Source organism: Phaeobacter sp. B1627 (genome assembly GCF_006265095.1).
In the GTDB taxonomy this organism is placed as follows: domain Bacteria; phylum Pseudomonadota; class Alphaproteobacteria; order Rhodobacterales; family Rhodobacteraceae; genus Epibacterium.
In genome coordinates this window covers 1-21,931 of record NZ_VCNK01000004.1, presented here as the reverse complement: position 1 = coordinate 21,931, position 21,931 = coordinate 1, and the positions used below count along the sequence as shown (strand labels likewise).

Below are 21,931 nucleotides of genomic sequence, written 5' to 3'. Positions count from 1 at the left end.
GGTATTCTTTCAGGCGCAGCCCTTCCCTAAACTGAACCGCAGCTGCAGCCCCGAACGGAGCCCGTCATGCCCACCACCCTACAACAAGCGCCTCAGACGGTTCACGCTCTTGCGGCTCAGCTCGCAGAAGGGTTGATCGGTCACGAACGGCTGATAGAACGGTTGCTGATTGCGCTTCTGGCTGGTGGCCATGTGCTGATCGAGGGCGCTCCCGGGCTCGCGAAAACGCGCGCAGTGAAACATCTGGCGGCGGCCATCGAAGGCAGCTTTGCCCGCGTCCAGTGCACCCCGGATCTGATGCCCAGCGACGTCACCGGAACACCGGTATTCCGGCCGAAAGAGGGCCTGTTCGAATTCGTGGCCGGCCCGATCTTTCACAACATCGTATTGATGGATGAGATCAACCGAGCGCCCCCCAAAGTTCAATCTGTGATGCTGGAGGCCATGGCCGAAGGACAGGTCACCGTCGCCAATGTAACGCGGCGCCTGCCCTCTCCCTTCATCGTGGTCGCGACCCAGAACCCGATCGAACACGAAGGCACATTTCCACTTCCGGAGGCCCAGCTGGATCGTTTTCTGTTGCATGTGGCGTTGGAGCTTCCGGATGCGAAAACCGAACGCAAGATCCTTGACCTCGTTGAAGCCGAAACAAGGGAGCCGGAACCAAACCAGAGACCGATGGTCATGGCGACGCTGCAGGACGCCCGTCAGGCCGCCATGCGCACCCATCTTGCCCCGGAACTGCGCGACTACATCGTGCGGCTGGTCACCGCCACGCGTCGTGATGCCCCGGAGAGCTACAGCGATCTCACGTCTGATATCGAACACCCGGTGTCTCCGCGTGGGTCATTGGCATTGGCAAGTGCTGCGAAAGCGCGGGCGTTTCTGCATGGTCGCGATCATGCCCTGCCCGAGGACGTGATGGACCTCGCGCCGGACGCTCTGGCCCACAGGTTGGTGTTGAGTTGGCGGGCTGTCGCGGATGGACGCAAATCCAGAGAACTCATCGCGGATCTTCTTGCCAGGGTGGAGCCATTGTGAATGACGCTCTCCAAGCCTCAGGTGTGGCACTAGAGCCTGACCATCTGATCGCGCTGCGTCCTTTGGCGTTACTGGCCGCGACCGAACCCGCGCTGTCCCCCTTGCCGGGCGGTTGGGCCACCCGGCGCAAAGGGCGGGGACAGGAGATTGCGGACCTGCGCGATTATCAACCCGGCGATGATATGCGTCACATCGATCCGAGCGCCACAGCCCGAAGCGGCCGCCTGCACGTGCGCCAGTTTCAGGAGGAGCGAGATCGCGTTGCTCTGCTTGTTGCCGATTTCCGACATCCAATGCTGTGGGGGATCTCCCGCGCGTTTCTCTCGGTCGTCGCCGCGGAGGCGCTCGTTCTGATCGGCTGGCGCATTGCGGAAGACGGGGGGCGAGTTGGACTGCTCGCGCTGACGGATGCTGAGGCGGTTGCAGTTGCGCCCAGACCCCGTGCGCGCGGGATGCTTGGCGTGATCGGTGGCCTCTGCCGCGCTCATGCGGGTGCTGTGCGGCGCCGGATCCAGGTGGCACAGGCCAACGCGACCCATCAACCTCTGCCTGGTCTGGATCAGTCTCTGGCCCGTATCGAGCGCATTTGCCCACCGGGGGCGGATGTCTTTCTCGCCTCAAGCTTTGATAGCCCCGGACAGGATCTGGCCCACCAGCTCGGAGACCTGGCACGACGACGGGCCTTGCGCCTGATGGAAATAGAAGAGAGCCTCAATCTGCCCACAGGGCGCTACCCCATCCAGACCGACAACGGCCATTGGGCGCAGGTGCAAGTGCGGTCTTCACATCACATGAAACGTGATTTCGCCGCTGCAAATGCCCTGAGTGATCTTCGAGGCCACAGCAGCATCACCCTGAGAGCCTCCGCCGCCCCATCGGATTTGGCCTATGACATCGCCACGGGGTGGACGATGACCCAGCAACCTTCATCTGCGGCGGGGCGGAGACATGGCTAGCGCGCTCAGCAGGGATGCCTTGCTGGCTGGGCTACATGATATTCACCTGCCGGAGGTGTCCGCCACACAGTCCAGTATCAATCTTTGGTCAGACACCTGTGCTGCTGCCGGCCTGGCGCTCTTCGTTGCTTTGGCTATCGCTTCGCTCCTCCGCGCAGTCAGCAAACCGAAGCCGGAGCTCCAAGCCCTGTCCCTGACACAGCAAGTCGCGGCCCTGCTGACGCGGCCGGAAGACGAAGCGCGGCTGGAACTGGCCAAGCTATTGAAAACATATCACCCGGACCGTTTTGGCGCTCTGCGCATGGCACTCTACCGACCAAGCGACAAACCAGATCCGGCTTTCCTCGCTCAGGAGGTTCTGCGTGATTGAGCTTGCGGACCCAATGGCGCTGTGCCTCCTGCCGCTGCCGTTTCTTGCCGCTCGGTTGCTGCCCGCTCAGGATCGGCGGGGGCGCGCGCTGATTGTACCTGACCGCGTTGCTCACAGACTGCTTGCCCGCTCGACTGAACGCCGATCAATTTATCCATCCGGAGACCGGATCGCGCATCTCAGACCATGGTTGGTCTGGATCTTTCTGGTTCTGGCGCTCTCAGGGCCACAAGACTTGTCGCCGGTGCCCGCGCTGAAGGTGTCGGGCCGGGATCTGGCAGTGGTTCTCGATCTATCCGGCTCGATGGTTCGGGATGATTTCGTGTTGAACGACACGCCAGTCACGCGGCTGGAGGCTGTCCAGCAAATTGGTGCGGACTTCCTGCGCCGCCGTGGAGGGGACCGGGTCGCGCTCATCGTCTTTGGCTCCGAGGCCTACTATGCCGCGCCCTTTTCCTTTGACACGGAGGCCGTTGCCCAGCAGATCGAGGCAACAACGATCGGCATATCAGGGCGCGCGACCAATATATCCGACGGTCTGGGGCTGGCCTTGAAGCGTTTGGCAGACTCCGAGGCCGAAACGAGGGTCGTGGTGCTGCTGTCTGATGGCAAGAACAACGCCGGTGCGACCAACCCCGTTGCTGTGGCTGAATTGGCCGCGTCGCTCGGCGTGCGCATCCACACAATCGCCCTGGGTCCCAGAGACACGGAAGACGCCGGAAAAGAAGAGCGAGGTGTCGTCGATGCCGCCACATTGCGCGCCATAGCAGACGTGTCCGGGGGAGAGAGTTTCCGCGTGCGGACCAGTGCTGATCTGGCGGCCGTGACCCATTCGATTGATCAACTCGAGGCGACTGTCTCGGCCGGGCTTGCCGCCGAAGTCTATCGGCCCCTTTGGCTCTGGCCTGCCGCAATCTCATTCCTTCTGCTTCTGTGGCACCTGCGACAGGATATGGCGTGATGCAGGATTTTCCCTTTCTGATTTTACGGCCATACTGGCTTTTGGCGCTAGGTCCGATGGCGATATTTGGCTGGTGGCTGCTACGTCAGAAGGCTCGTCTGGGAGATTGGGACCGCGCGGTGTCACCGACGCTGATGCAGGCACTGACAGCGATGGGACAGGTTCAGGGCGTGACGCGGCGCTGGACACTTTGGACAGTCTTCTCCTCCGCCACCTTGCTGATACTGGCGCTGGCGGGACCGGCCGTCGAACGCCGGAATACGCCGGCCTTTCGCAACCTCGATGCCGTGGTCTTTGTGCTTGATGTCTCTGACAGCATGACCGGCCATCCCCAATGGCCCAATATGCAGACGTTGGGCCTTTTTGTGTTGCCGTCGCTGGGCAGCCGCCCCGGGGCATTGGTTCTTTATGCAGGAGACGCCTATGTCGCCGAAGACCTCACACATGATGTGATGCAATTGGGGCAGACCTTGTCTCTGATTCAATCCGGGATTTTGCCGGATACAGGATCAAGGCCGGAGCGAGGATTGCAGCTTGCCCTGAACATCCTGGAACAAACTCAGTCACTGACCGGCGATATCATCCTGCTGAGCGACGGTGCCGGGCTGTCGGAACAGACCTTGAAACTGGCCTCTGTCATCGAGGCTCGCGGTGCGCGGCTCTCACTGGCCTCATTCGGGACACCAGCACCGGCACAGGTGGCGCATGCGACGGCGGGAGGCGGGGAAATTTTCCGGATCGACTCGCCTGACGCTCTGGCCGGTTTTTTGCGCCAGAATACCCGTGCGTCATTTGAGCGGCAGGCATATCCCCTGCTGTATTCGCGGGATTTGGGACGCGGCCTACTGCTGATCGCCGCTTTGCTGTTGCTGCCGTTATTTCGCAGGCCACCGATATGAAGCGTCTCGGCATATGTGCGATTTTTTTGCTTGGTCTGTCTGTCCTGCTGGACGGGCTGTCGCCTCTGGGACGGATCGCACTGGCACTGGGGCGGCCAACCCTCGCCGTGGGGTTGTTTTCGGATCCGGCATGGCGCGGCGTGGCACAGTACCGGGCGGGACATATGGACGCTGCAATCGACAGCTTTGCCGAGAGTGCTCAGACCTACAACCTCGGGAACGCCTATGTACAGAAAGGTCAATATGCCGCCGCCCTGGAATCCTATGACCGTGCGATTGCCGACTGGATTCCCCATGCGCAGGAAAATTTCGACGCTGTTGCGGCCTTTTATGCCGGTCTGCAGGTCGATCCAGATGCGCTTGCGCTGTTTGAAAAGCGGCAAGGAGACACATCGACCGAAGCGGAGACCGGAAGAGGCAATGCCCGCGCGGCCGGAACCGGTGACGCGGTCACAAATACTAACACCATGCTGGGCCTTGCCGAAATGGAAAGCCACGGCAATCAAGGTGTTCGCCGCGTGTTTGACGATCTGTTCATGCGCGCTGACGACCGGTGGCTGGCGCAACTCCCTGATGTTCCCGGCTCCTATCTGAAAGCTCGCATTCTCGCCGAACACAAGCGGCGCAAAAAGCTTGGCCTCAGCCCACCTGTCGCGGAGGATCCGATGTGAAGTCACTACTGATTTTTCTTGTCCTATGGCTCAGCGGCGGTGCACAGGCGCTCGCCCAAACCCCAGAGGTCCTCCCCGATGAGCTGAAGCTGACGATCGTCCGCGATGATCCCGAGCAGATCCCCTTTGTGGGCGAAATGGTCATGATCACGATCCGGGGCACCTATCAACGACACATCACCCGCGAGCATTTGGTGCAACCCGACTTGCCCGGGTTCAACTGGAGCCAGCTTGGCCCCGACAGCTGGCGGGAGGACCGCGAAGACGGCCGTCACGTCAAGATCTTCGAACGCCGTATGGCGCTCTTCCCCACAGAGGCCGGGCGACAGACAATCGGCAGTTATACCCATAATCTGACCCTCACGGATGACAACGACGACTGGTTCGACCATCAGATCCGCTCGGCTCCTTTGTCTCTCGAAGTCGCGCCCATTCCCGATGAGGTCGCAGATGATTGGTGGTTGCCGGTTCTGCAGCTGCGGATCGCGGATGATTGGTCCAATGCCCCCGACCAGCTGGATCCCGGCGCGGGCGTTCTGCGGGTCCTGCGGATCGAGGCATTGGGCGCCACGCCAGAGATGATCCCGCCCATGCCAGAGCTGTCTTCCCCTTCGGCGATGATCTTTGCCCATCCCGAAAAACGTATGGTGGAGCGGACACCGGCAGGCCCTGTGACCTATGCCTATTGGCGGTGGACCATTCGCCCGACCAATGGCGTCTCAGCGATCCTGGAGCCTCTGGAAATTCCCTATTATGACACCACCAACAGACGGTTCATGACCGCGCGGATTACCCCGCAAAGAGTAGCCTTCAGCCAATCCGGTACAGCTGAAAAACCGCAGACTGAGGCGGTCACAAAGCGGGCCGAATTGCCCGGCATTCCCCTCTTTGCCATGGCCGCGACACTTTTTTTCGTCAGCCTTCTGGCGCTTTTGCGAGGCCGCCGCAGCTTTGGCCTGAAGCGGGCAGGCCTCGCGTGGATGTTCGATCCATTGGCGCGCAGGATGCGAAGCGGAGCACGACAGAACGATGCATCGCAAGTACGGCGCGCAGCGGTCGCTCTGATGCGACGCGACGGGGCGCAGGAAGGTCAAATTCAGGCATTGTCCGAGCTCGACCGCAGCCTGTTTTCACAGGGACACACGCGACCTGACCTGGGAAAATTCACACGCTCCATCCTTCGGGGCCAATAGCCGGTCGTCGCGCCCCCTCTGCGCCGTATCCAATCCCGGGCAACTGACGCAGGGCACCTCCATGATGCGAAACGTGAACTTCACCGATGCGCGCGACGTTCGTTCGGCGGCTTTCAACGCGGCACCCCGCTTAAACTGGGGCTTTGACCAACTGCCGGTAGGTCAATGTGTCGTCTGTGGACGCGGCAAAGTCCTCTGCTGCGGCCTGCAGGAATTTGTGGTGAGGGGACTTGATACACACAGGATCGGTTGCATTCGCATCTCCGGCAAGGGCCAGAGCCTGACACCGGCACCCGCCGAAATCGATCGTCTTGCGCTCGCAACTGACGCAGGGTTCAGCCATCCAATCCGTGCCCCGATAGGCGTTGAAGGCCGCACTTTCATACCAGATGTCGTCCAATGAGGCCCGGCGGACGGTCTCGAATTCGAGATGGGGAATACTCTCCGCTGCGTGACAGGGAAGCACCCGCCCTTCGGGGGTGATGTTCAGGCCGCTGGTTCCCCAGCCCCCCATACAGCGTTTGGGATAGTCTTCGTGGTAATCCGCCGGCACGTAATCGATGACCAGTTGCCCCTTCAACCGCAGTCGGGCCTCTGCGACCGTTCGCGTGGCGTCGCGGGCCTGTTCACGGCTGGGCATCAAGGCGGCACGGTTCTTCAGCGCCCAACCGTGGAATTGAACGGTGGCGACCTCGATCCGGCGCGCGCCCATTTCCAGCGCCATCTCCAGTGCGCGCGGCAATTGGTGCAGATTGCGCCGGTGCAGCACTGCATTGAGCGTCAACGGGAAACCGATCTCGCCGATCCATTGCGCGACCTGCATCTTGCGGGCAAAACCGCCGCGATAGCCGCCAATTTCATCCGCCATCTCGGCATTGGTGCCCTGGAGCGAAAGCTGAATGTGATCCAGTCCGGCCTCATCCAGCGCCTGCAACCGTTTCTGCGTCAACCCGATGCCCGACGTGATGAGATTGGTATAAAGCCCCGCCTGACGGGCTGCGGCCACCAACTCGACCAGATCCCGGCGAGAGGCGGGTTCTCCCCCAGACAGATGCAGTTGCAAAACGCCAAGCTTGGCCGCTTCGTCAAACACCCGCACCCAGGTATCCGTGTCCAGTTCCTGATCCTGCCGCGCCAGTTCAAGCGGGTTTGAACAATATGGGCAAGACAAGGGACAGCGGTGGGTCAACTCTGCCAACATCGCGATCGGAGGCTGGGGTCGTGGGGCCGTCATGACCTCAGATCCAGAAACCGCCGATTGCGCAACGCGCCCAGAAAACCAGCGCTATCCTCGGCAATCTGTTCCACCGGCGCGTTGTACTTCTTGGCCAGAGCGGCCGTAATTTGACCGAAACTGCGCGCGCCGTCGACTTCAGATAAAACCGCATGACCAATCTGATCCAACATGACCGCCCGTTCCGGTGCCAACAGCACCCAGGCCTGGCGGATCTTGTCATAATGCAGCCTGACACCGCGCGGCAGAGCGGGAATGTCGGCGGCTTCCATCAGGAGACCTTCTGGGCGCAAAGAAGACCCTCGTGCGGTTTCCATGCCCCCGGTGGAATGCGCCCCGGGGTCACATAGGCCGCCCAAAGCGCGTCCAACTGTGACCAGAGAACATCCGTTTTGAATATCAGTGCCTTGGCGGCAGCCTCCTGTTTTTCAGCCGTATCCGCATGATCCAGCACCCAGGCGAGACCAAAGGCGACATCCTTCGGCGCCTCTTTCAAACGGTTGCTGAAGTAGGACAGAGAGCTGGCATCCGCGAAGGAATAGTTCTTCAGCAGACCCTCTATCCGATTGGCGTGGATCTTGGGTGCAAAGAGCTCTGTCAGCGAGGCCGCCACCGCCTCAAGCAGGGTTTTCTCGCGCACGTAGCGAACATAGGCATCCACTGCAAAACGGGTGGCGGGCAGAACGCCCTCGCAGGAGGCCACATAATCCGGGTCTAGCCCGACCGCTTCGGCGAGACGAAGCCAGCGCCGTATGCCTCCTTCATTCCCATCCGAGCCATCGTGATCTTCGATGCGACTGCGCCAGGCGCGGCGCAGTGCCGGGCTCTCTACTCGGCTCATGAAAGCCGCATCCTTCATCGGGATCGAATGTTGATAGTAGTATCGGTTGATAACCCAGGCCCGCACCTGCTCCGAGTTGCAGCCACCGCCATGCAGCAGGTCATGAAAGGGATGCAGGTCGTGATAGCGCTCTGCCCCGATCTGACGCAGACGCGCCTCGAATTCCGTGCGGGTTGCAGTCATAGGGTGATCTCCATCCCATCTTGCCCAATGGTCCAGCCTGCCGCTTCGGCCTCGATTTTCTCGGCAGAGCCGGGCCGCAGAACGGGATTGGTGTTGTTCATGTGAACGTAGATTTTGCGCCCCACATCAAGACCATCAAACGCGGCCATAGACCCGTCGGCGCCGGACATCGACATATGCCCCATGCGTTTGCCGGTTTTGTGACCGAGACCCGCGACGACCATTTCGTCATCCCGCCAGAGCGTGCCATCAAAGAACAGAGCTGTGGCGCCCTGCAATCGTGCGCGCAAACCGTCAGTCAACTGTGCGCAGCCGGGAATATAGTAGACACGGCTTGCGCCCGCCGTCAGCTCCACGCCGACTGTCTGCTCTCCCATGAGATCGGTCTGGACCTCATCACCTTCCATGAACAACGGAACTTTGCCGGGCACTGCAAAAAGGGTCGCCGTGAGTCCGCAAGCCAGCTCAAACGAAGTATCGAGTGCGATTTGACACCGCTCAACAACCCCTTGGCGCAAAGCATCAAATATCGGGTTTTGCTGAAGGACCGAATGGATTTCAGAGGTCGCAAAAAGATCAAACCTCTGCATTTCCCGCAGCGTCAACAGTCCGGCGATATGGTCGATATCACCATTCGTCACCAAAACAGAGGAAATGGGCATATCGCGCAACCCGGTCGGGTGCAGCGCGGGCGCTGCCGCCAGTTGCGTCCGTATATCCGGCGAGGCGTTCAGCACAGCCCAATTATGGCCATCGGCAGAAACTGCCAGCGACGATTGTGTCTGTGCCGGAATATGCCCTGTGCGGGCCAGATTGCAGTTCTCGCAACCGCAATTCCACTGTGGCAACCCGCCACCGGCGGCGGCGCCAAGAACATGTGCGCGGATCGTCATCGCTCAAACCCGCGCATCAGTTGTTTCACTTCTTCACCACGCGCGGTTCAGAACAGCACGCCATGATCGTCCGCGTCGGGACCATACATGTTGATTTCCATGCCACATTCAATTTCGCGAATCTTTGGTTTATTCCAAGCCATGTTTGTCTCCTCCAACACTGGTGTAGGGATGCTGCCACAACGGACACTCTGACACGAAACTTAATTTCTAAGAGCTCCCCATGGAGGACTGTATTGGCGGGCGGAAACACAGGATCAATGAGGCAGCCAAGCTGCAGACAGGGACAGAAGTTTCCACCGGTCCGATGGGGGAACGACCAGGTTCGCATGCCACAAATCCACCGCGCCCCGGCGCAGGCAAGAGATGACATCGTACCACGGGCCTCTCTTCCGAAGGGCCGGTGGTCAGGCTTCGAGGGTCGCGGGGGTTCCAGACAACTCCAGCAAGCGATCGGCCAGAACATCCGCCTCCTGCCGTGCGTGCGTGACCATCAGCGTCGCGGGACGGGTCTCGGAGATCAGGTCACGTGTCAACCCCATCATGTCATCAACCCAAGCGGCATCGAGTGACGTGAACGGTTCATCCATAATCAGTAATTCGCACGGCACAACAAAAGCGCGCGCCAAAGCCAGACGGCGTTGCTGTCCGAGAGAGAGCTGCGTTGGAAAGGCCGAGGCCTTGCCGCCCAGGCCAACCCGCTCCAGCATCTGCCGGGCCCTTTCTCTGCTTACACCGGAATGCACCAGCCGAAGATTGTCGAGCGCATTTCGCCAGGGCAGCAGTGTCGGCTCTTGAAATATGTAGGAAATCGCCTCGGGGCGAATGATGTGCCCCACATACTCCGGGTCGAGGCCCGCGACGATCCGCAGCACGGTGCTTTTGCCAATCCCTGAAGGCCCCAAAAGGGCAACCGTTTCTCCGGCGGCAATCTCGAACCGGATATTGCGCAGGATCTCCTTGCCGTCAAAGCTCTTCGAGGTGATGCAGATGTGGATCATGCGCTGCGCCAGCGCTGGGAGTGCCGCTCCAGAGGTTGCAGCAAAAGCCACTCCACCAGAAGCATGATGCAGATGAAGCTGAGGGCATACACCAGGACCATCGCCACATCGAAGAGCTGGAAATACAGGTGGATCTGAAAGCCCACGCCCGACGAGCGCCCGAGGAACTCCACCACCAGGACGATTTTCCAGATCACGGCAATACCGGATCGCGCCGAGGCGGTGATGAAGGGGGCGAGCTGGGGCAGGATCACATGGCGCAAACGGCGGACAGGAGACATGCGATAGACCTGAGCCATTGCTGTCAGTTGCGGATCCAGTGCGCGGGCGCCCTCGCGGATCACGGTCGCAACGTTGGGGATTTTATTCAGCGTAACCGCTACAATAGCCGCAGTTTCGTTCAGGCCGATCCAAAGATAGCACAATACAATCAAAACCAGAGCCGGCAGGTTGAGAAAGATCACCAGCCACGGGTCCAACAACCGGTTCAGCCACCGCTGACGCCCCATCATCAGGCCCAGCGCCAGCCCCATTGACATGGCCAGGCAAAACGCCCAGAGAACCCGCCGCACCGTCGCACCAAGATGGAACAGTAGTTCGCCCGAGGCCAGTTCCTGTCGCAAAGGATCCAGCAGGAGCCATGGTTGTGGCAGGATTTGAGGATCGTCAGAAAAAGCCGCCGCCAGAATCCACACCCCGAAAAAACCGGCAATGGAGACCAGCGGCGTCAGGCGGGAGAGATCCAGCAAAGGCGTTTGCTCCGCTTACTTGACGTCTGCGAACAAGCCATCTGGTATCGAAGAGGCCTGCCCTACCAGTTCCTCACCACCCAGCTCATTCATCAGAGCCAACATTTTGTTTGCCCCATCAAGGTCGACCGGACCGCGCATGGGGATCCCCTTTATCCAGTCAGTCTTCAGCTCCGTGAACTGAGCCTCTGAATTTGCGTTCATCCGCGGCCGAATGGCTTCCCAGGCACTGTCAGAGTCTGCCAGCAGGGATTTGGCATCTTGGCTGGCCTCGTAAAAGGCCTGAGCAAGCCCCGGATGCTCTGCGAGAAAGCTCTCCTTCATCACATAGCCCAGAAGCGGTGTATCAGGGTTCAGCCCCAAGGCAGTCGCTGCGGTCTCGACAGAGATCACCTCCCGCATCCCCGAAGCTTTCATTTTGGCGAGAAAATGCCAAAAGTTGATGGCCCCCGCGAAGTCCCCGCTGAGCGCGGATTTATAGATCAGCGGAGGCGCTCCAAAGACCTGTTCGGTCACCGCCTTGAGATCCACGCCATGCTCTGCCTGAGCATAAGCGCGCAGGATCAGCCAGCTTTTGTCCAGCGGACCGCCGGCAATACCAACCTTCCCGCCCGCCAGATCCGGGAGTGTCTGCACCGAGGACTCCTCGGGCACGATGAGGCTCCCCACGGCTTTGGAATAGGGGATGAAAACATAGTCCTTCCCCGCTGCGCGCTGGCGCGCCACCCAGATCCAATCCGCCACCGCCATATCTGCGGCACCGCCCTCCAGCGCGATACGGGTCGCGCCGTTGTCAGCATAGGGCTGAACATCCAGCGCGAACCCGTGATCGGTGTCGAAACCATTCTCGGTGATGGTCGCAAGTTCCCAGTTCACCGTGCCAATTTTCAAAACGGCCGCGCGGATGACGGGCGCCTCGGCAAGCCCCTGCGTGGCATAAACCGCAAGTGCAAAGACCCATGCCGCTCGTTTCATTGTCGCCCCCCGCATTGACCCCAGGCGATTACTCTGCCCGGCGCCCGGTTTCGTTTAAATCAGCGTCCAACTCGATGTCGAACTGGTGCCCTCCTTTACAGATCACATCGTCCAGTTCATAGCCACCCTCTTCCATCTCGATGTCATCCGGGTCCATCTGGCATTCCATCTCCGCCAGTTTAGCTTCGATTTTGGCGACGACTTCAGGGTCGATCTCATCGGCGAAAGCCAGACCGGGTGCTGTGATGACGGCGGCCAATATAAAGAGTTTTCTCATGAAGGGGTCCTTTTTCATTCCAAGTTACTGAATGCTGATTGTGATTTTCTGAGAGTCTCCGCGAGCGCCGGGAATGCGTAATTCATGACTTCCCGGCTTGATCGCGATGAACGACAATTCGGCGACGCCGGCCTTGTCGAATTCGATCGAGTCAATCGCCATCGGGCGAATTTCGATCTTGTTGATGACAATCTCGTTCATCCAGATCGCGCGGAAGAAGTCGTTGCCCTCAACCGCCAGTTCGGCCGAGCCGTCAGCGGTGATCTCCAGCTTGTAGTAGGCCCCGGACTGCAAGACCACATCTTGGCCCAGGGGTTCACCGGAGGCGAGCGTCAATTTGATGGTTTCACCGCGATTGCATTTCGCCAGAAGGCCCGCAAATCCCAGATCGTCACAGAGCGGGGCGGCTATGGCAGGTGCGCCCAGCGCTGCCAGTCCGCATGCAGCCACTATGGATTTCAATAGGTTCATATCTTAACTTCCTCCGTTCCGCTGGGTGACAACGCCCCAGGGCTGTTCGCCCACCTGAATCGATTTGATTGCCTTTTCACCGGCCACGTCGATCACGGTGATGTCGTTTGAATTGCCATTGGTGGTGAGCAGGAATTTCTCGTCCGGTGTGAAATCCAGCTGCCAGACCCGCTGACCCACGATAATGTAGTCGATCACTTCCAAACTCTGTCCATCGACCACCGCGACCCTGTTGGCAGGCCCCAGTGCGACAAAAACGCGGCTGCCATCGGCGGTGACCTTGATCCCGACCGGTTGCAGCCATTCCGGCAGAACGCCGGGCACTTCGAACGTGAGTTTCTTGATCATCGTCGGGGTGCCGTCCGGGGCAATGTCCATAACGGAGACGGTACCGCCGATTTCCGAGCTGACATAGAGACGCGTCCCATCCGCGGTGTACTGAGCGTATCGGGGCCGCTGATCAACCAGCACGTTGTGCTTGATTTTATAGTCCTCGGTAGAGATGAAATGGGCCATGTTGGTGGTTTCGGACGTGTTCACCACCCATTTGGCGTCGGGGCTCATGCCCATGCCTTCGGGTTCCACGCCAACGGGCACCTCCGCCAAAACCCTGCGCGTTTCGGTGTCCGTTACCGTCACCAGGTTGTCGTCCTCATTGGCGATATAGAGACGGGTGCCGCTGGGTTCGAGAATGAACAGTTCCGGATCCGGGCCAGAGGGCAACGACGGGAGCTCCTCGTATGTTTCGGCGTCAAAAACCCGAACGAGATTGTCGTCGGAGGCGCAGACATAGACCTTGGTGCCATCGGGGCTCATGGTAATGCCACGCGGGCGGTTGCCACCAAAGAACTCGGTGATGACTTCCCATTTTTCGGTGTCGACAACGGTGATTGTATTGCCCCGTTCGTTCGAGACAAAGGCCTTGCCTGCCATCGCGGGCATTGGCCCAAGGGCCAGGCCTGCGGCCAGTGTCGCGGCAACAGCATGTGCAGATAAAACGCGCATTCCAAATTCCTCAGTCAAAAGCGGTGCAGTTGGATTCAGGTTCGTCGAGCCCAAGCGTGTCCTGGGGGGAGTTCTGATGTAAAAAACCGTCCTGCGGGCTGACGCTCACTGTGACGCGATCATCATAGAGCAGCACTTGCTGGCGCATCTGGCCGTTCCAGGGCCGAAACGAGACCCCTTGCCCCTTGAAACTGGCCAGCTCAAAATCCTCGGAAAGGAGATAGGCGCGGACACCTTCGGCCGACGCGGTCCCTGCCCGCGTGACGGCCTCGCCGACAGCGCGCAGGGCCATCCAGGTGTTGTAATCCGCATCGCGTATGTAGCGTCCTGCCAGCTTCTCAAAGCGCGATTGCAACTGTGTTGCGCCATAGGCCTCGTGGCCCCCGTGCATTTGCGCCGGACGCAGCCCAGCCGAGCCCATGACCGGCCTCGGTGTCCACAGATGATAGGGCAGGTAGGCCGCGAAATAGTCGGTCGCATCGGCGGCCATGACGACGTCATGCGCCTTGGTATCCTGCATGAAGACAGGCAGCTGCCGTTGCACAAGAACATGTCCGGAGTCGGTACGGCGCGCGCCACCCGTATCCTCAAACACCCGTTCCTCGACGATTTTCGCACCAAACTTCCGGGCCGCATGGTGATAGGCGTCGGCCAGTGCCCGATCTCCTGCGTTGGACCCCGCAACAAGAAGCCATCGGGGCCATTTTTTCCAAAGGGCAAACTGCGCCACCGCATCTGCCATCTGGCCGTAGCTCAGGGCAGTGTGGAGAAGATTGGCACGGCAGTCATCGCTGCGCAGGTCAGTGTCGGGGGCGGCCGCGTTGAACACCAGTGCGTCAGATTGCGCCGCCTGATCGGTCAGGCGCAGCAGATCGTCCCTATCGGCCAGCACCACAACAAGGCGGATACCCTGATCCAGAAGCTCGCGAAGCGCGGCCTCAGCATCTTCGGGTGTCGCTGCACGTGTCTCAGTCTTGTAGGTATGGCCCAAAAATGACCCTGTGGTGCTGTTGTCCTCATCCGCGAGACGGGCTCCGGCAAATCCGACGTCCTCAGGGATATAGTCAAACCGTGAGATTGGCAGTTGCGTTTGGTAGTCCACGCGCAAGACGGCCGTCCGGACATCAATGGCCTGGGCAAAGGTAGCTGAAAAAACCAGAACGATGGCCGCGCATAGCGGCGGGAAACGCAATTGCACTGGGACCTCCCTATCGCAGGCGCGCCTGCTACTCCCGTTGTGGCTGTATCGCTGCATGCTGCGCCGAAGCGCGGTTTGGCATACTCGGATCTTGCAATAAAATCAGCGTAACAGCCTCATTTCCCACATCGAATCTTATTTCTTAAGAATGGACAGCTGGCGCCCCCGTGCCGTTTTCTTGGACATATATACCGCGCGCGCGACAAGGTGCCGATGCGGTCATTGACGAAAACAAAAGCAATACGGGAGAAGAAATGAAACGTCGTTCCATCTTGATAGCCACTCTGGTCGCGGCCGCGCTTCCGGGGCTGGCGCTGGCACATGGCCCCACCCGACAGAAAGTCACATTGAGCACTGAGGTCGCCGCGGAGCCAGGCGAGGTCTGGGCGGTGATCGGAAACTTTCAGGACATGTCCTGGCATCCGGCGGCCTTTGCCACCACCGGCAAAGGTGGCAATGAAATCGATGCCACGCGGGTCATCACCTTGGGCAGCGCGGATGGGCCGACGATTTCCGAGGTTCTGTACAAATTCTCGGACGAGAAGATGAGCTACTCCTACCGGATCACCGAGGTTGAGGTCGACGTTCTGCCGGTCACGAATTATTCGTCCCATCTCACCGTCAAGCCCCGGGAGGGAGGCGGCGCGCTGGTTGAATGGCGCGGGGCATTTTATCGTGGCTATCCAAATAATGATCCTCCGGAGCATCTGAACGACGCAGCATCCATCGCCGCCGTGTCTGGCGTGTATCAGGCCGGGCTTGACGCGCTGGTCGAGCGTTTCGGAGCACCCGGGTCCTGAAAATGCTCCCTCGGCTTTTGGTCTCCGTGGCAGGGATTTTCGTTGCCACGGTTCTCGCGGCGGATGTGGCTTACGTCACCTGCCAGAATGGCAACGTTCTGAGCGTGATCGATCTGGAGACCGGGGATCAGCAACGCTGGCCTCTGCCGGGGCAGCCCGCCGGGATTGCCGTTTCCGGTAGTGGCATTTTCGTCGTGTCCCCGGAGACCAAAGAGGTGCGACGCCTCGACCCTCGGTCCGGAACAGAACTCGCGCGGGTGAGATTGAACGGCGGGCCCAATGGCGTCACCGTGGATCAGATGCGCCAAAGGGTTTTCGTGTCTGATTGGTATAACGCCCGGATTTGGGTGCTCCGAGCCGAAGATCTGTCGGTTATCGGAGAGTTGGAGACCGGTGCAGCGCCTGCCGGGCTTGCCCTGTCACCTGACGGGCGGTATCTGGCCTCGGCCGATCGCGATGCGGATCAGGTTTCCATTTTTGACGCCGAGACTTTCGCATTTGTAGCGCGGCACGCCGTTGGGACCCGCCCCTTCGGGCTGGCTTTTTCCCAAGACGGCCGCCTGTTTGTCGGAAATGTCGGGTCGGATGACATGAGCGTTCTGGAGCCACTCCAAGGGCTGCTGACGACTGTGGCTGTAGGCGCCCGCCCCTACGCGGTGACCTTTGCCGCAGACCGGGTATTTGTCAGCAACCAGTATGAGGATTCCGTCAGCGTGCTAAATCTCAATACGCTGGAAACAATTACAAAAATTGATGTGGGCGAGTATCCGGAGGGCTTGGACGTGACCCCCGACGGCGCCTCTGTTCTTGTTGCCAATTGGTTCGACAACACCGTAAGCCGCATCGATGTCAGCGCGTTGAAGGTCGTGGCGCAATGGGAAACCGGGGATGGCCCGAGGGCTTTTGGTGCCTTTATCCTCGCGGATTAGGGTCTATCGCGTGATCGGTTCGCCCGGCATCGGCGACAATACCTCTGTCCTGAGATCCATCGAGGCCCAGCCATCGGTCCCCCCCGGATACCAGTGGACTGCCGAATATCCCCAGCCAACGGCGCGTTTGGCGGCATTCCAGCTCATCCAGCATTCTGAGAGGCAAAAGAGAACCACGGGGCGTTCCACGCTTCCATCGGTAATCTGCGACAAGCCGTTGCGATAGTAGCTTTCGTAGGAGGGAGCCAGTTGCCCATACCCCACATTGGGCATCCAGATCGCACCGGGAATCGAATGACGTGGCTTTGGCCGCCAGACCGTCCCCTCCGGCAGGTTTTCGGGCTTTGGAGGACGGGGCAGGACATCGACAAAAACAGCAGATCCGGACTGCCACAGGGCATGAGCTTCGGCGTCAGAGATCACCGTTGCGCCCGCCAGCGTGTCCGGCACCGGAGCACGGTAGTGGTCGTGGCGATATCCTTCCGGTTCCGGCACCGGTTGGGCAGAGGTTGCCACAGGCAGTGCAAGTGCCGCGCAGAACAGCACTGCCAGGAGCCGGGTCACTCTTTTATCTCCAGCACCGCATCACCGAGATCAGACACCAGCGGCACCCCGGCCTCTGTCAATATCGCATTGATCTCTGCCTGATTGCGGCGGATCAGGGAGTTGAGCTTTCTCTGCCAGACCTTTTCGCCAAGTCTCACCCCCATCGTGATGCGGTAGAACAGACGCGGTGGCAGGGTTTCCTGCACCAAGGGCGTCACTGTCATCTCCGGGTAGTCGGATTTCACCAACGGCCCGCCCAAGGGTCCCCAGAGAATGGCCGCATCGATGTCGCCGGCCTTCAGATCATCGAGCATATCGATTGCCGGGCTCTCAATCCTGCGATCCACAAAGAGATTGTAGCCTTTGGCTTTGCCGATCAGCCCATTGCGCGCCATATGCGTTGCAGGGGGACTGCCTGCAATGACACCAATCCGCAGGCCTTGCAGACGGGGATCTGACAGGGCCGAAACTTCCGCCAGCTCCGATGTGGCCGGAACAATAAGGGCGTAGGCCGAGGTGAAATAGTGGTTGGTGTTCTGCACCAATTCATGTCCTTGCGCATAGGCCATGATCACATCGCATTTCTTGGCACGTAACGTCTGGCGCACGAAACCCGTTGCCTGCGGAAACCAGGTATATTCCACCGGCAGGTCCAGCTTTGATGCGATCAGCTTGGCCAGCTTGTTTTCCCAGCCCTCCTCGGCCTGAGTGGACATCGGATAATTGGCCGGATCCGCGCAGACTCGCAACGCGGTTCGGGAGACCAGATCAGAGGTCTGCGCGTGCAGCACCGAAACGCCAAAGGCGAGCAGCATGATGCTGCCCGCCAATACGCTGCGATAGAAGACGCGGCCCTGTCTCATCACTTTAGATTCCGAGACAGGCATTTTCATCCTCACGAATGATATCTGATTTCGCTTCCTTCTTGCCGGGGCGGCCGCGTGGCACGGCCTCCGCTCCGCGCGCCTTGAGGTAGACGTAAATATCATCCAGATAGCACATCACATTCGGGTTCGCCCCAAAGGCTGGCATGACGGAGTCCTGTCCTCCGGCGGTCACCACCTTGCGCCCGTTGGTGACAGTGTCGACAAAATCGTAGTAATCCATCCGGATCGCGGAATTCTTCAGGGCCGGGGCGTAGGTCGAGCCCTCGCCCTCCGGGCCGTGACAGACGTGGCATTCCGAGTGGTAGCGGCGAAAACCGGAATAGGTCAGCCAGTCTACCGCGCCTTCGTCATTGATATTGTAGGTCGGGACGTCATCGACTGTGAAATAGCGCCCGTCTTCGTTGTAATCAGCGTCGAGGTTTGCCGGGTCGAGCGTGAGTTCTTCTGCGTTGACACACAGCGGCAGAGCCAGTGCCATCAGGAGCGTAAGGGCGCGTCGGGTCGTGAACATCTTAGGATACCTGTTGCCTTGCAAGGTGACGGGCGCAAACCATTCCGCGCCCGCCATTGGTTTCATATGTCCGGATCAATCCGGCAGTTTGAATACGGTCAACTGACCACCAAGCGCGGTATAGTCGCTGAGGGCCGCATAGCCGCCCACGGCACCCAGACCATCATTGGGGTTGGTCAGACCTGCAGCCAGGCCGATACCCGCCCAACCACCGATCCCCGACAGGATCCCGATGTATTGCTTTCCATCGTGGGTATAGGTCATGACGTTGCCGATGATGCCCGAGGGCGTCTTGAAGCGGTAAAGTTCCTCACCGGTTTCGGCATGGATTGCCTTCAGATAGCCCTCAAGCGTTCCGTAGAAGACAACGTCACCAGCTGTCGCCAGGGCACCGGACCAAACAGAGAACTGCTCTGGAATGGACCACTTGATCTCGCCTTCGATATTGTCCCAGGCAATGAAGTTCCCCATTCCGCCATGGCTATCCGGTGCGGGATACATAGCCAGTGTCGCACCAACGTATGGTTGACCTGCCGTGTAGGACACACGGAAAGGTTCGTAGTCCATGCAGACATGGTTGGTGGGGATATACATCAGCTCGGTTTTCGGGCTGTAGGCCGCCGGCTGCTGATCCTTGGAGCCAAGCGCCGCCGGGCAGATGCCGGTGGAATTGACGTCCTCGCCATTCTGCTCCGTCGAGTATTCGGACACCACATAGGGGCGACCGTAGTTCTCGTTGGACGGATCCATCTCAACGCCGGTTGTCCAGTTCACCGCCGGATCATATTTTTCCGCAACGAGCAATTCGCCCGTGACGCGGTCCAGCGTGTAGCCCAGACCGTTCCGGTCAAAGTGGCTGAGCAGCTTGCGCGACTGCCCGTCAACTTCCTGCTCCGTGAGGATCATTTCGTTGATGCCGTCATAATCCCACTCGTCGTGCGGGGTCATTTGGTAGAACCACTTGGCCACGCCTGTATCGATGTCACGGGCCATTATGGTCATGGACCAGCGATTGTCGCCAGGCCGCTGTCCCGGATTCCAGGTCGAAGGGTTGCCGGTGCCATAGTACATCAGGTTTTCTTCGAGATCCGCAGAATACCAGCCCCAAGTGGTGCCGCCGCCGATCATCCACTGATCCCCTTCCCAGGTGTTGGTCCCGGAGTTCTCGCCGACAGGCTCACCGAGATGGGTGGTGTTTTCCGGATCAATCAGAATATCGCTGTCCGGCCCCATCGAATAGGCGCGCCACGCAAGTGTTCCATCAGCAATGTGATAGGCGGTCACAGAGCCACGCACACCGAACTCACCGCCGGAAATGCCGACAATCACTTTGTCTTTGACCGGCAGTACCGTGGCCGTATTGGTCTCGCCGACAGAGGGATCGCCATTGACGACTTCCCATTCGACCGCACCGGTTTTGGCATTCAGCGCCACAACCTTGGTGTCCGCCTGATGCAGGAAGATCTTGCCGTCCGCATAGGCCACACCGCGGTTGACCGTGTCACAGCACATGACCGGGATCACATCCGGATCCTGACGGGGTTCGTATTTCCAGATGATGCGGCCATCATCATTCAGGTCCAGCGCATAGACAATATTGGGGAATGGCGTATGCACATACATGATGTCGTCGATCACCAGGGGCGAGCCCTCGTGACCGCGCAATACACCGGTCGAGAATGTCCAGGCCACCTGCAGGTCATCGACGTTGTCAGCGTTGATCTGGTCCAGTGTGGAGTAGCGCTGGTTCTTGTAGTCTCCGGTTTGGATCGCCCATTGGCCCGGATCCGCCATTTGACTGATCAGATCATCATTGGCCAGAGCCATCGTCGCGGTTGCCACGGCAATCCCCGACGATAAAAGCAACAGTTTCCTCATGTCTTCCTCCCTTGAAGTGCGACAGTATCTGCCGCGGTTTGCACGGGTCTGTGGACCTGTGCTGTCGAGCCCGCACCGACCGTCCTCTCCTCCGGTCAAAACAGGCCTCGCTATCCGTGACTATTCGGCGAACGTCGCGAGATAGGCGATCACATTGGCCCGATCCGCTTCTTTGCGGAGGCCGGCAAAGGACATTTTCGTGCCCTTGGCATAATTACGTGGCTTTTCCAGAAAAGCGGCAAGTTCGTCTTCCGTCCAGGACGCACCCGAGGCCGCCATGTCCTTGAGCACGTCTGAATAATCAAACCCATCTGCCGCCGCCATGACACGCCCGACCACTCCATTGAGCGCCGGTCCGACCTTGTGTTCAGCCCCGTCACCCACCGCGTGGCAGGCTTTGCATTTCCGAAAGACCTTGGCTCCGAGTTCAGCGTCGCCTTCGGCCTGCGCCACCATTGGCGCAACCGCAGGGACAAGAGCCATACAGAATACGCCAACCTTCAACTTCAACATTAATCGTCCTTTCGTTTCACTTTCCAGATCCGATTTAAAAACACGTTCTGGTTGCTATTGAGATTCGCCAAAGGCGCGTCCGGCACAAAACCCGTATTTGGTTCAAATCAGCCTTTCAGCGTGCCAGGCGACATGGTCTCCGGCAAAGGAATTCACGAAGAAATAGGAATGGTCGTATTCCTCCTGCATGCGAAACACGGCCGGTTGGCGCCGTTTCGCAATTGCATCGGCAAGAGCTTCGGGCTTCAGCAGGTCCAGGAATTGATCATGCCCCCCTTGATCAATCAAAAGGTCGCCCTTCCACCCATACTCCTCCATCAAAACTGTACTGTCGTGTTCGCCCCAGGCCGCCTCGTCATCGCCAAGATAGGCGCTCAGCTGCTTGCGCCCCCAGTCGGATGCCGTGGGGTTGGCAATCGGAGCAAAGGCCGAAAGCGAGCCAAAGTGATCGGGATTGCGCAGGGCCATCGTAATCGCACCATGCCCCCCCATCGAATGCCCCGTGATGCCATGCTGTTGGGAAATCGGGAGATTATCCGTTATCAGCTGGCGCAGTTCGGTCAGGACATAGTCATACATCCGAAAATGCGGCTTCCAGGGATCGCGGGTGGCATTGACGTAAAAGCCTGCCCCTTGCCCGAGGTCATAGGCCTCATCATCGGCAACGCCCTGCCCCCGCGGCGAGGTATCGGGAAAGATCACTGCCAGTCCATGCTTTGCCGCATGTTCCTGCAGTCCGGCCTTTGTCATCGCGTTTTCATGCGTGCAAGTCAGCCCCGACAGATACCAGAGCGCGGGCACCTTCCGGCTCTTGGCCTGTGGCGGCAAATAAACTGCGAACACCATGTCGCAGGCGCAGCTTGACGAGGCATGTCTGTAAACAGACTGTGTGCCGCCAAACGATGTATTCCGCGACAGAAGCTCAAGGCCCATTGTCAAAACTCCACGA

Annotated in this window: 27 protein-coding genes; 9 read left to right on the top strand and 18 right to left on the bottom strand. The window is 59.5% G+C overall.

What is annotated here, in order from left to right:
* The first annotated feature begins 66 nt into the window (after positions 1-66).
* From FGE21_RS02360 to FGE21_RS02330, 7 genes are read left to right on the top strand one after another with little or no spacing between them, the layout of a single operon-like run.
* Positions 67-1,041, top strand: coding sequence for a MoxR family ATPase (locus tag FGE21_RS02360; protein ID WP_139661338.1), 975 nt, complete (start codon positions 67-69; stop codon positions 1,039-1,041).
* Positions 1,038-1,997, top strand: a complete 960-nt coding sequence (locus FGE21_RS02355; protein ID WP_139661337.1) for a DUF58 domain-containing protein — start codon at positions 1,038-1,040, stop codon at positions 1,995-1,997. The genes FGE21_RS02360 and FGE21_RS02355 overlap by 4 nt, the downstream gene beginning before the upstream one ends.
* Complete coding sequence (locus FGE21_RS02350; protein WP_139661335.1) at positions 1,990-2,367, top strand: hypothetical protein; 378 nt, start codon at positions 1,990-1,992, stop codon at positions 2,365-2,367. The genes FGE21_RS02355 and FGE21_RS02350 overlap by 8 nt, the downstream gene beginning before the upstream one ends.
* Complete coding sequence (locus FGE21_RS02345; RefSeq protein ID WP_139661334.1) at positions 2,360-3,328, top strand: VWA domain-containing protein; 969 nt, start codon at positions 2,360-2,362, stop codon at positions 3,326-3,328. The genes FGE21_RS02350 and FGE21_RS02345 overlap by 8 nt, the downstream gene beginning before the upstream one ends.
* Positions 3,328-4,227: a VWA domain-containing protein gene (locus FGE21_RS02340; RefSeq protein ID WP_139661332.1), complete on the top strand. Its 900-nt coding sequence runs from the start codon at positions 3,328-3,330 to the stop codon at positions 4,225-4,227. Before FGE21_RS02345 ends, FGE21_RS02340 begins: the two co-directional genes overlap by 1 nt.
* Complete coding sequence (locus tag FGE21_RS02335; RefSeq protein WP_139661330.1) at positions 4,224-4,898, top strand: tetratricopeptide repeat protein; 675 nt, start codon at positions 4,224-4,226, stop codon at positions 4,896-4,898. The genes FGE21_RS02340 and FGE21_RS02335 overlap by 4 nt, the downstream gene beginning before the upstream one ends.
* On the top strand, positions 4,895-6,091 hold the full coding sequence (locus FGE21_RS02330) for a hypothetical protein (protein ID WP_255731256.1): 1,197 nt from the start codon (positions 4,895-4,897) through the stop codon (positions 6,089-6,091). Before FGE21_RS02335 ends, FGE21_RS02330 begins: the two co-directional genes overlap by 4 nt.
* Positions 6,092-6,221: 130 nt before the next feature.
* On the opposite strand, the gene pqqE is transcribed toward FGE21_RS02330, so the two are convergent.
* From pqqE to FGE21_RS02270, 12 genes are all read right to left on the bottom strand, one after another.
* Positions 6,222-7,325: a pyrroloquinoline quinone biosynthesis protein PqqE gene (pqqE, locus tag FGE21_RS02325; protein ID WP_139661329.1), complete on the bottom strand. Its 1,104-nt coding sequence runs from the start codon at positions 7,323-7,325 to the stop codon at positions 6,222-6,224.
* The gene (pqqD, locus tag FGE21_RS02320; RefSeq protein WP_139661326.1) at positions 7,322-7,597 is read right to left on the bottom strand and encodes a pyrroloquinoline quinone biosynthesis peptide chaperone PqqD; all 276 of its coding nucleotides are present in this window, start codon (positions 7,595-7,597) and stop codon (positions 7,322-7,324) included. Before pqqD ends, pqqE begins: the two co-directional genes overlap by 4 nt.
* Positions 7,597-8,349, bottom strand: coding sequence for a pyrroloquinoline-quinone synthase PqqC (pqqC, locus tag FGE21_RS02315; RefSeq protein WP_139661324.1), 753 nt, complete (start codon positions 8,347-8,349; stop codon positions 7,597-7,599). The genes pqqD and pqqC overlap by 1 nt, the downstream gene beginning before the upstream one ends.
* Positions 8,346-9,242, bottom strand: coding sequence for a pyrroloquinoline quinone biosynthesis protein PqqB (gene pqqB, locus FGE21_RS02310; RefSeq protein WP_139661323.1), 897 nt, complete (start codon positions 9,240-9,242; stop codon positions 8,346-8,348). Before pqqB ends, pqqC begins: the two co-directional genes overlap by 4 nt.
* Positions 9,243-9,289: 47 nt before the next feature.
* A complete protein-coding gene (pqqA, locus tag FGE21_RS02305; protein WP_139661321.1) occupies positions 9,290-9,385 on the bottom strand; it encodes a pyrroloquinoline quinone precursor peptide PqqA in 96 nt (31 codons plus the stop codon).
* A gap of 264 nt (positions 9,386-9,649) precedes the next feature.
* Entirely contained in the window at positions 9,650-10,243 is a 594-nt protein-coding gene (locus FGE21_RS02300; protein ID WP_139661319.1) for an ABC transporter ATP-binding protein, read from the bottom strand.
* Positions 10,240-10,989, bottom strand: a complete 750-nt coding sequence (locus FGE21_RS02295; RefSeq protein ID WP_139662028.1) for an ABC transporter permease — start codon at positions 10,987-10,989, stop codon at positions 10,240-10,242. The genes FGE21_RS02300 and FGE21_RS02295 overlap by 4 nt, the downstream gene beginning before the upstream one ends.
* Before the next feature lie 18 nt (positions 10,990-11,007).
* Positions 11,008-11,967, bottom strand: a complete 960-nt coding sequence (locus FGE21_RS02290) for an ABC transporter substrate-binding protein (protein WP_255731253.1) — start codon at positions 11,965-11,967, stop codon at positions 11,008-11,010.
* A 28-nt stretch (positions 11,968-11,995) separates the two neighbouring features.
* A complete protein-coding gene (locus FGE21_RS02285) occupies positions 11,996-12,244 on the bottom strand; it encodes a PepSY domain-containing protein (RefSeq protein WP_139661316.1) in 249 nt (82 codons plus the stop codon).
* A 24-nt stretch (positions 12,245-12,268) separates the two neighbouring features.
* Positions 12,269-12,715, bottom strand: a complete 447-nt coding sequence (locus FGE21_RS02280; protein ID WP_176695349.1) for a hypothetical protein — start codon at positions 12,713-12,715, stop codon at positions 12,269-12,271.
* A gap of 3 nt (positions 12,716-12,718) precedes the next feature.
* Complete coding sequence (locus FGE21_RS02275; protein WP_139661314.1) at positions 12,719-13,720, bottom strand: YVTN family beta-propeller repeat protein; 1,002 nt, start codon at positions 13,718-13,720, stop codon at positions 12,719-12,721.
* A gap of 10 nt (positions 13,721-13,730) precedes the next feature.
* Entirely contained in the window at positions 13,731-14,918 is a 1,188-nt protein-coding gene (locus FGE21_RS02270) for an ABC transporter substrate-binding protein (protein ID WP_370285376.1), read from the bottom strand.
* 254 nt (positions 14,919-15,172) lie between these two features.
* Between FGE21_RS02270 and FGE21_RS02265 the strand changes: the two genes are divergently transcribed.
* Both FGE21_RS02265 and FGE21_RS02260 read left to right on the top strand, forming a co-directional pair.
* On the top strand, positions 15,173-15,718 hold the full coding sequence (locus tag FGE21_RS02265; RefSeq protein WP_139661311.1) for an SRPBCC family protein: 546 nt from the start codon (positions 15,173-15,175) through the stop codon (positions 15,716-15,718).
* A gap of 2 nt (positions 15,719-15,720) precedes the next feature.
* Entirely contained in the window at positions 15,721-16,647 is a 927-nt protein-coding gene (locus FGE21_RS02260) for a YncE family protein (protein ID WP_139661309.1), read from the top strand.
* Positions 16,648-16,650: 3 nt separating this feature from the next.
* On the opposite strand, the gene FGE21_RS02255 is transcribed toward FGE21_RS02260, so the two are convergent.
* From FGE21_RS02255 to fghA, 6 genes are all read right to left on the bottom strand, one after another.
* Positions 16,651-17,211 (bottom strand): PQQ-dependent catabolism-associated CXXCW motif protein, encoded by a 561-nt coding sequence (locus tag FGE21_RS02255; protein ID WP_139661308.1) that lies wholly within the window; start codon positions 17,209-17,211, stop codon positions 16,651-16,653.
* Positions 17,208-18,008 carry a substrate-binding domain-containing protein gene (locus FGE21_RS02250; RefSeq protein ID WP_218062768.1) on the bottom strand — a complete coding sequence of 267 codons (801 nt, stop codon included), beginning with the start codon at positions 18,006-18,008 and terminating at the stop codon, positions 17,208-17,210. The genes FGE21_RS02255 and FGE21_RS02250 overlap by 4 nt, the downstream gene beginning before the upstream one ends.
* A 52-nt stretch (positions 18,009-18,060) precedes the next feature.
* Entirely contained in the window at positions 18,061-18,591 is a 531-nt protein-coding gene (locus FGE21_RS02245; RefSeq protein WP_139661304.1) for a c-type cytochrome, methanol metabolism-related, read from the bottom strand.
* 75 nt (positions 18,592-18,666) lie between these two features.
* Entirely contained in the window at positions 18,667-20,469 is a 1,803-nt protein-coding gene (locus FGE21_RS02240) for a methanol/ethanol family PQQ-dependent dehydrogenase (RefSeq protein WP_139661303.1), read from the bottom strand.
* A 120-nt stretch (positions 20,470-20,589) separates the two neighbouring features.
* Positions 20,590-20,982 carry a cytochrome c family protein gene (locus FGE21_RS02235; RefSeq protein ID WP_139661301.1) on the bottom strand — a complete coding sequence of 131 codons (393 nt, stop codon included), beginning with the start codon at positions 20,980-20,982 and terminating at the stop codon, positions 20,590-20,592.
* Positions 20,983-21,084: 102 nt separating this feature from the next.
* The gene (gene fghA / locus FGE21_RS02230) at positions 21,085-21,921 is read right to left on the bottom strand and encodes an S-formylglutathione hydrolase (RefSeq protein WP_218062767.1); all 837 of its coding nucleotides are present in this window, start codon (positions 21,919-21,921) and stop codon (positions 21,085-21,087) included.
* Positions 21,922-21,931: the final 10 nt, after the last annotated feature.

Excerpts from the sequence above, each read along its gene's own strand:
- FGE21_RS02360 (WP_139661338.1), top strand. The coding sequence starts at position 67 with ATGCCCACCACCCTACAACAAGCGCCTCAGACGGTTCACGCTCTTGCG.
- FGE21_RS02350 (WP_139661335.1), top strand. The coding sequence starts at position 1,990 with ATGGCTAGCGCGCTCAGCAGGGATGCCTTGCTGGCTGGGCTACATGAT.
- FGE21_RS02340 (WP_139661332.1), top strand. The coding sequence starts at position 3,328 with ATGCAGGATTTTCCCTTTCTGATTTTACGGCCATACTGGCTTTTGGCG.
- FGE21_RS02335 (WP_139661330.1), top strand. The coding sequence starts at position 4,224 with ATGAAGCGTCTCGGCATATGTGCGATTTTTTTGCTTGGTCTGTCTGTC.
- pqqE (WP_139661329.1), bottom strand. The coding sequence starts at position 7,325 with ATGACGGCCCCACGACCCCAGCCTCCGATCGCGATGTTGGCAGAGTTG.
- pqqD (WP_139661326.1), bottom strand. The coding sequence starts at position 7,597 with ATGGAAGCCGCCGACATTCCCGCTCTGCCGCGCGGTGTCAGGCTGCAT.
- pqqC (WP_139661324.1), bottom strand. The coding sequence starts at position 8,349 with ATGACTGCAACCCGCACGGAATTCGAGGCGCGTCTGCGTCAGATCGGG.
- pqqB (WP_139661323.1), bottom strand. The coding sequence starts at position 9,242 with ATGACGATCCGCGCACATGTTCTTGGCGCCGCCGCCGGTGGCGGGTTG.
- pqqA (WP_139661321.1), bottom strand. The coding sequence starts at position 9,385 with ATGGCTTGGAATAAACCAAAGATTCGCGAAATTGAATGTGGCATGGAA.
- FGE21_RS02300 (WP_139661319.1), bottom strand. The coding sequence starts at position 10,243 with ATGATCCACATCTGCATCACCTCGAAGAGCTTTGACGGCAAGGAGATC.
- FGE21_RS02290 (WP_255731253.1), bottom strand. The coding sequence starts at position 11,967 with ATGAAACGAGCGGCATGGGTCTTTGCACTTGCGGTTTATGCCACGCAG.
- FGE21_RS02285 (WP_139661316.1), bottom strand. The coding sequence starts at position 12,244 with ATGAGAAAACTCTTTATATTGGCCGCCGTCATCACAGCACCCGGTCTG.
- FGE21_RS02280 (WP_176695349.1), bottom strand. The coding sequence starts at position 12,715 with ATGAACCTATTGAAATCCATAGTGGCTGCATGCGGACTGGCAGCGCTG.
- FGE21_RS02275 (WP_139661314.1), bottom strand. The coding sequence starts at position 13,720 with ATGCGCGTTTTATCTGCACATGCTGTTGCCGCGACACTGGCCGCAGGC.
- FGE21_RS02265 (WP_139661311.1), top strand. The coding sequence starts at position 15,173 with ATGAAACGTCGTTCCATCTTGATAGCCACTCTGGTCGCGGCCGCGCTT.
- FGE21_RS02260 (WP_139661309.1), top strand. The coding sequence starts at position 15,721 with ATGCTCCCTCGGCTTTTGGTCTCCGTGGCAGGGATTTTCGTTGCCACG.
- FGE21_RS02250 (WP_218062768.1), bottom strand. The coding sequence starts at position 18,008 with ATGCTGCTCGCCTTTGGCGTTTCGGTGCTGCACGCGCAGACCTCTGAT.
- FGE21_RS02245 (WP_139661304.1), bottom strand. The coding sequence starts at position 18,591 with ATGTTCACGACCCGACGCGCCCTTACGCTCCTGATGGCACTGGCTCTG.
- FGE21_RS02240 (WP_139661303.1), bottom strand. The coding sequence starts at position 20,469 with ATGAGGAAACTGTTGCTTTTATCGTCGGGGATTGCCGTGGCAACCGCG.
- FGE21_RS02235 (WP_139661301.1), bottom strand. The coding sequence starts at position 20,982 with ATGTTGAAGTTGAAGGTTGGCGTATTCTGTATGGCTCTTGTCCCTGCG.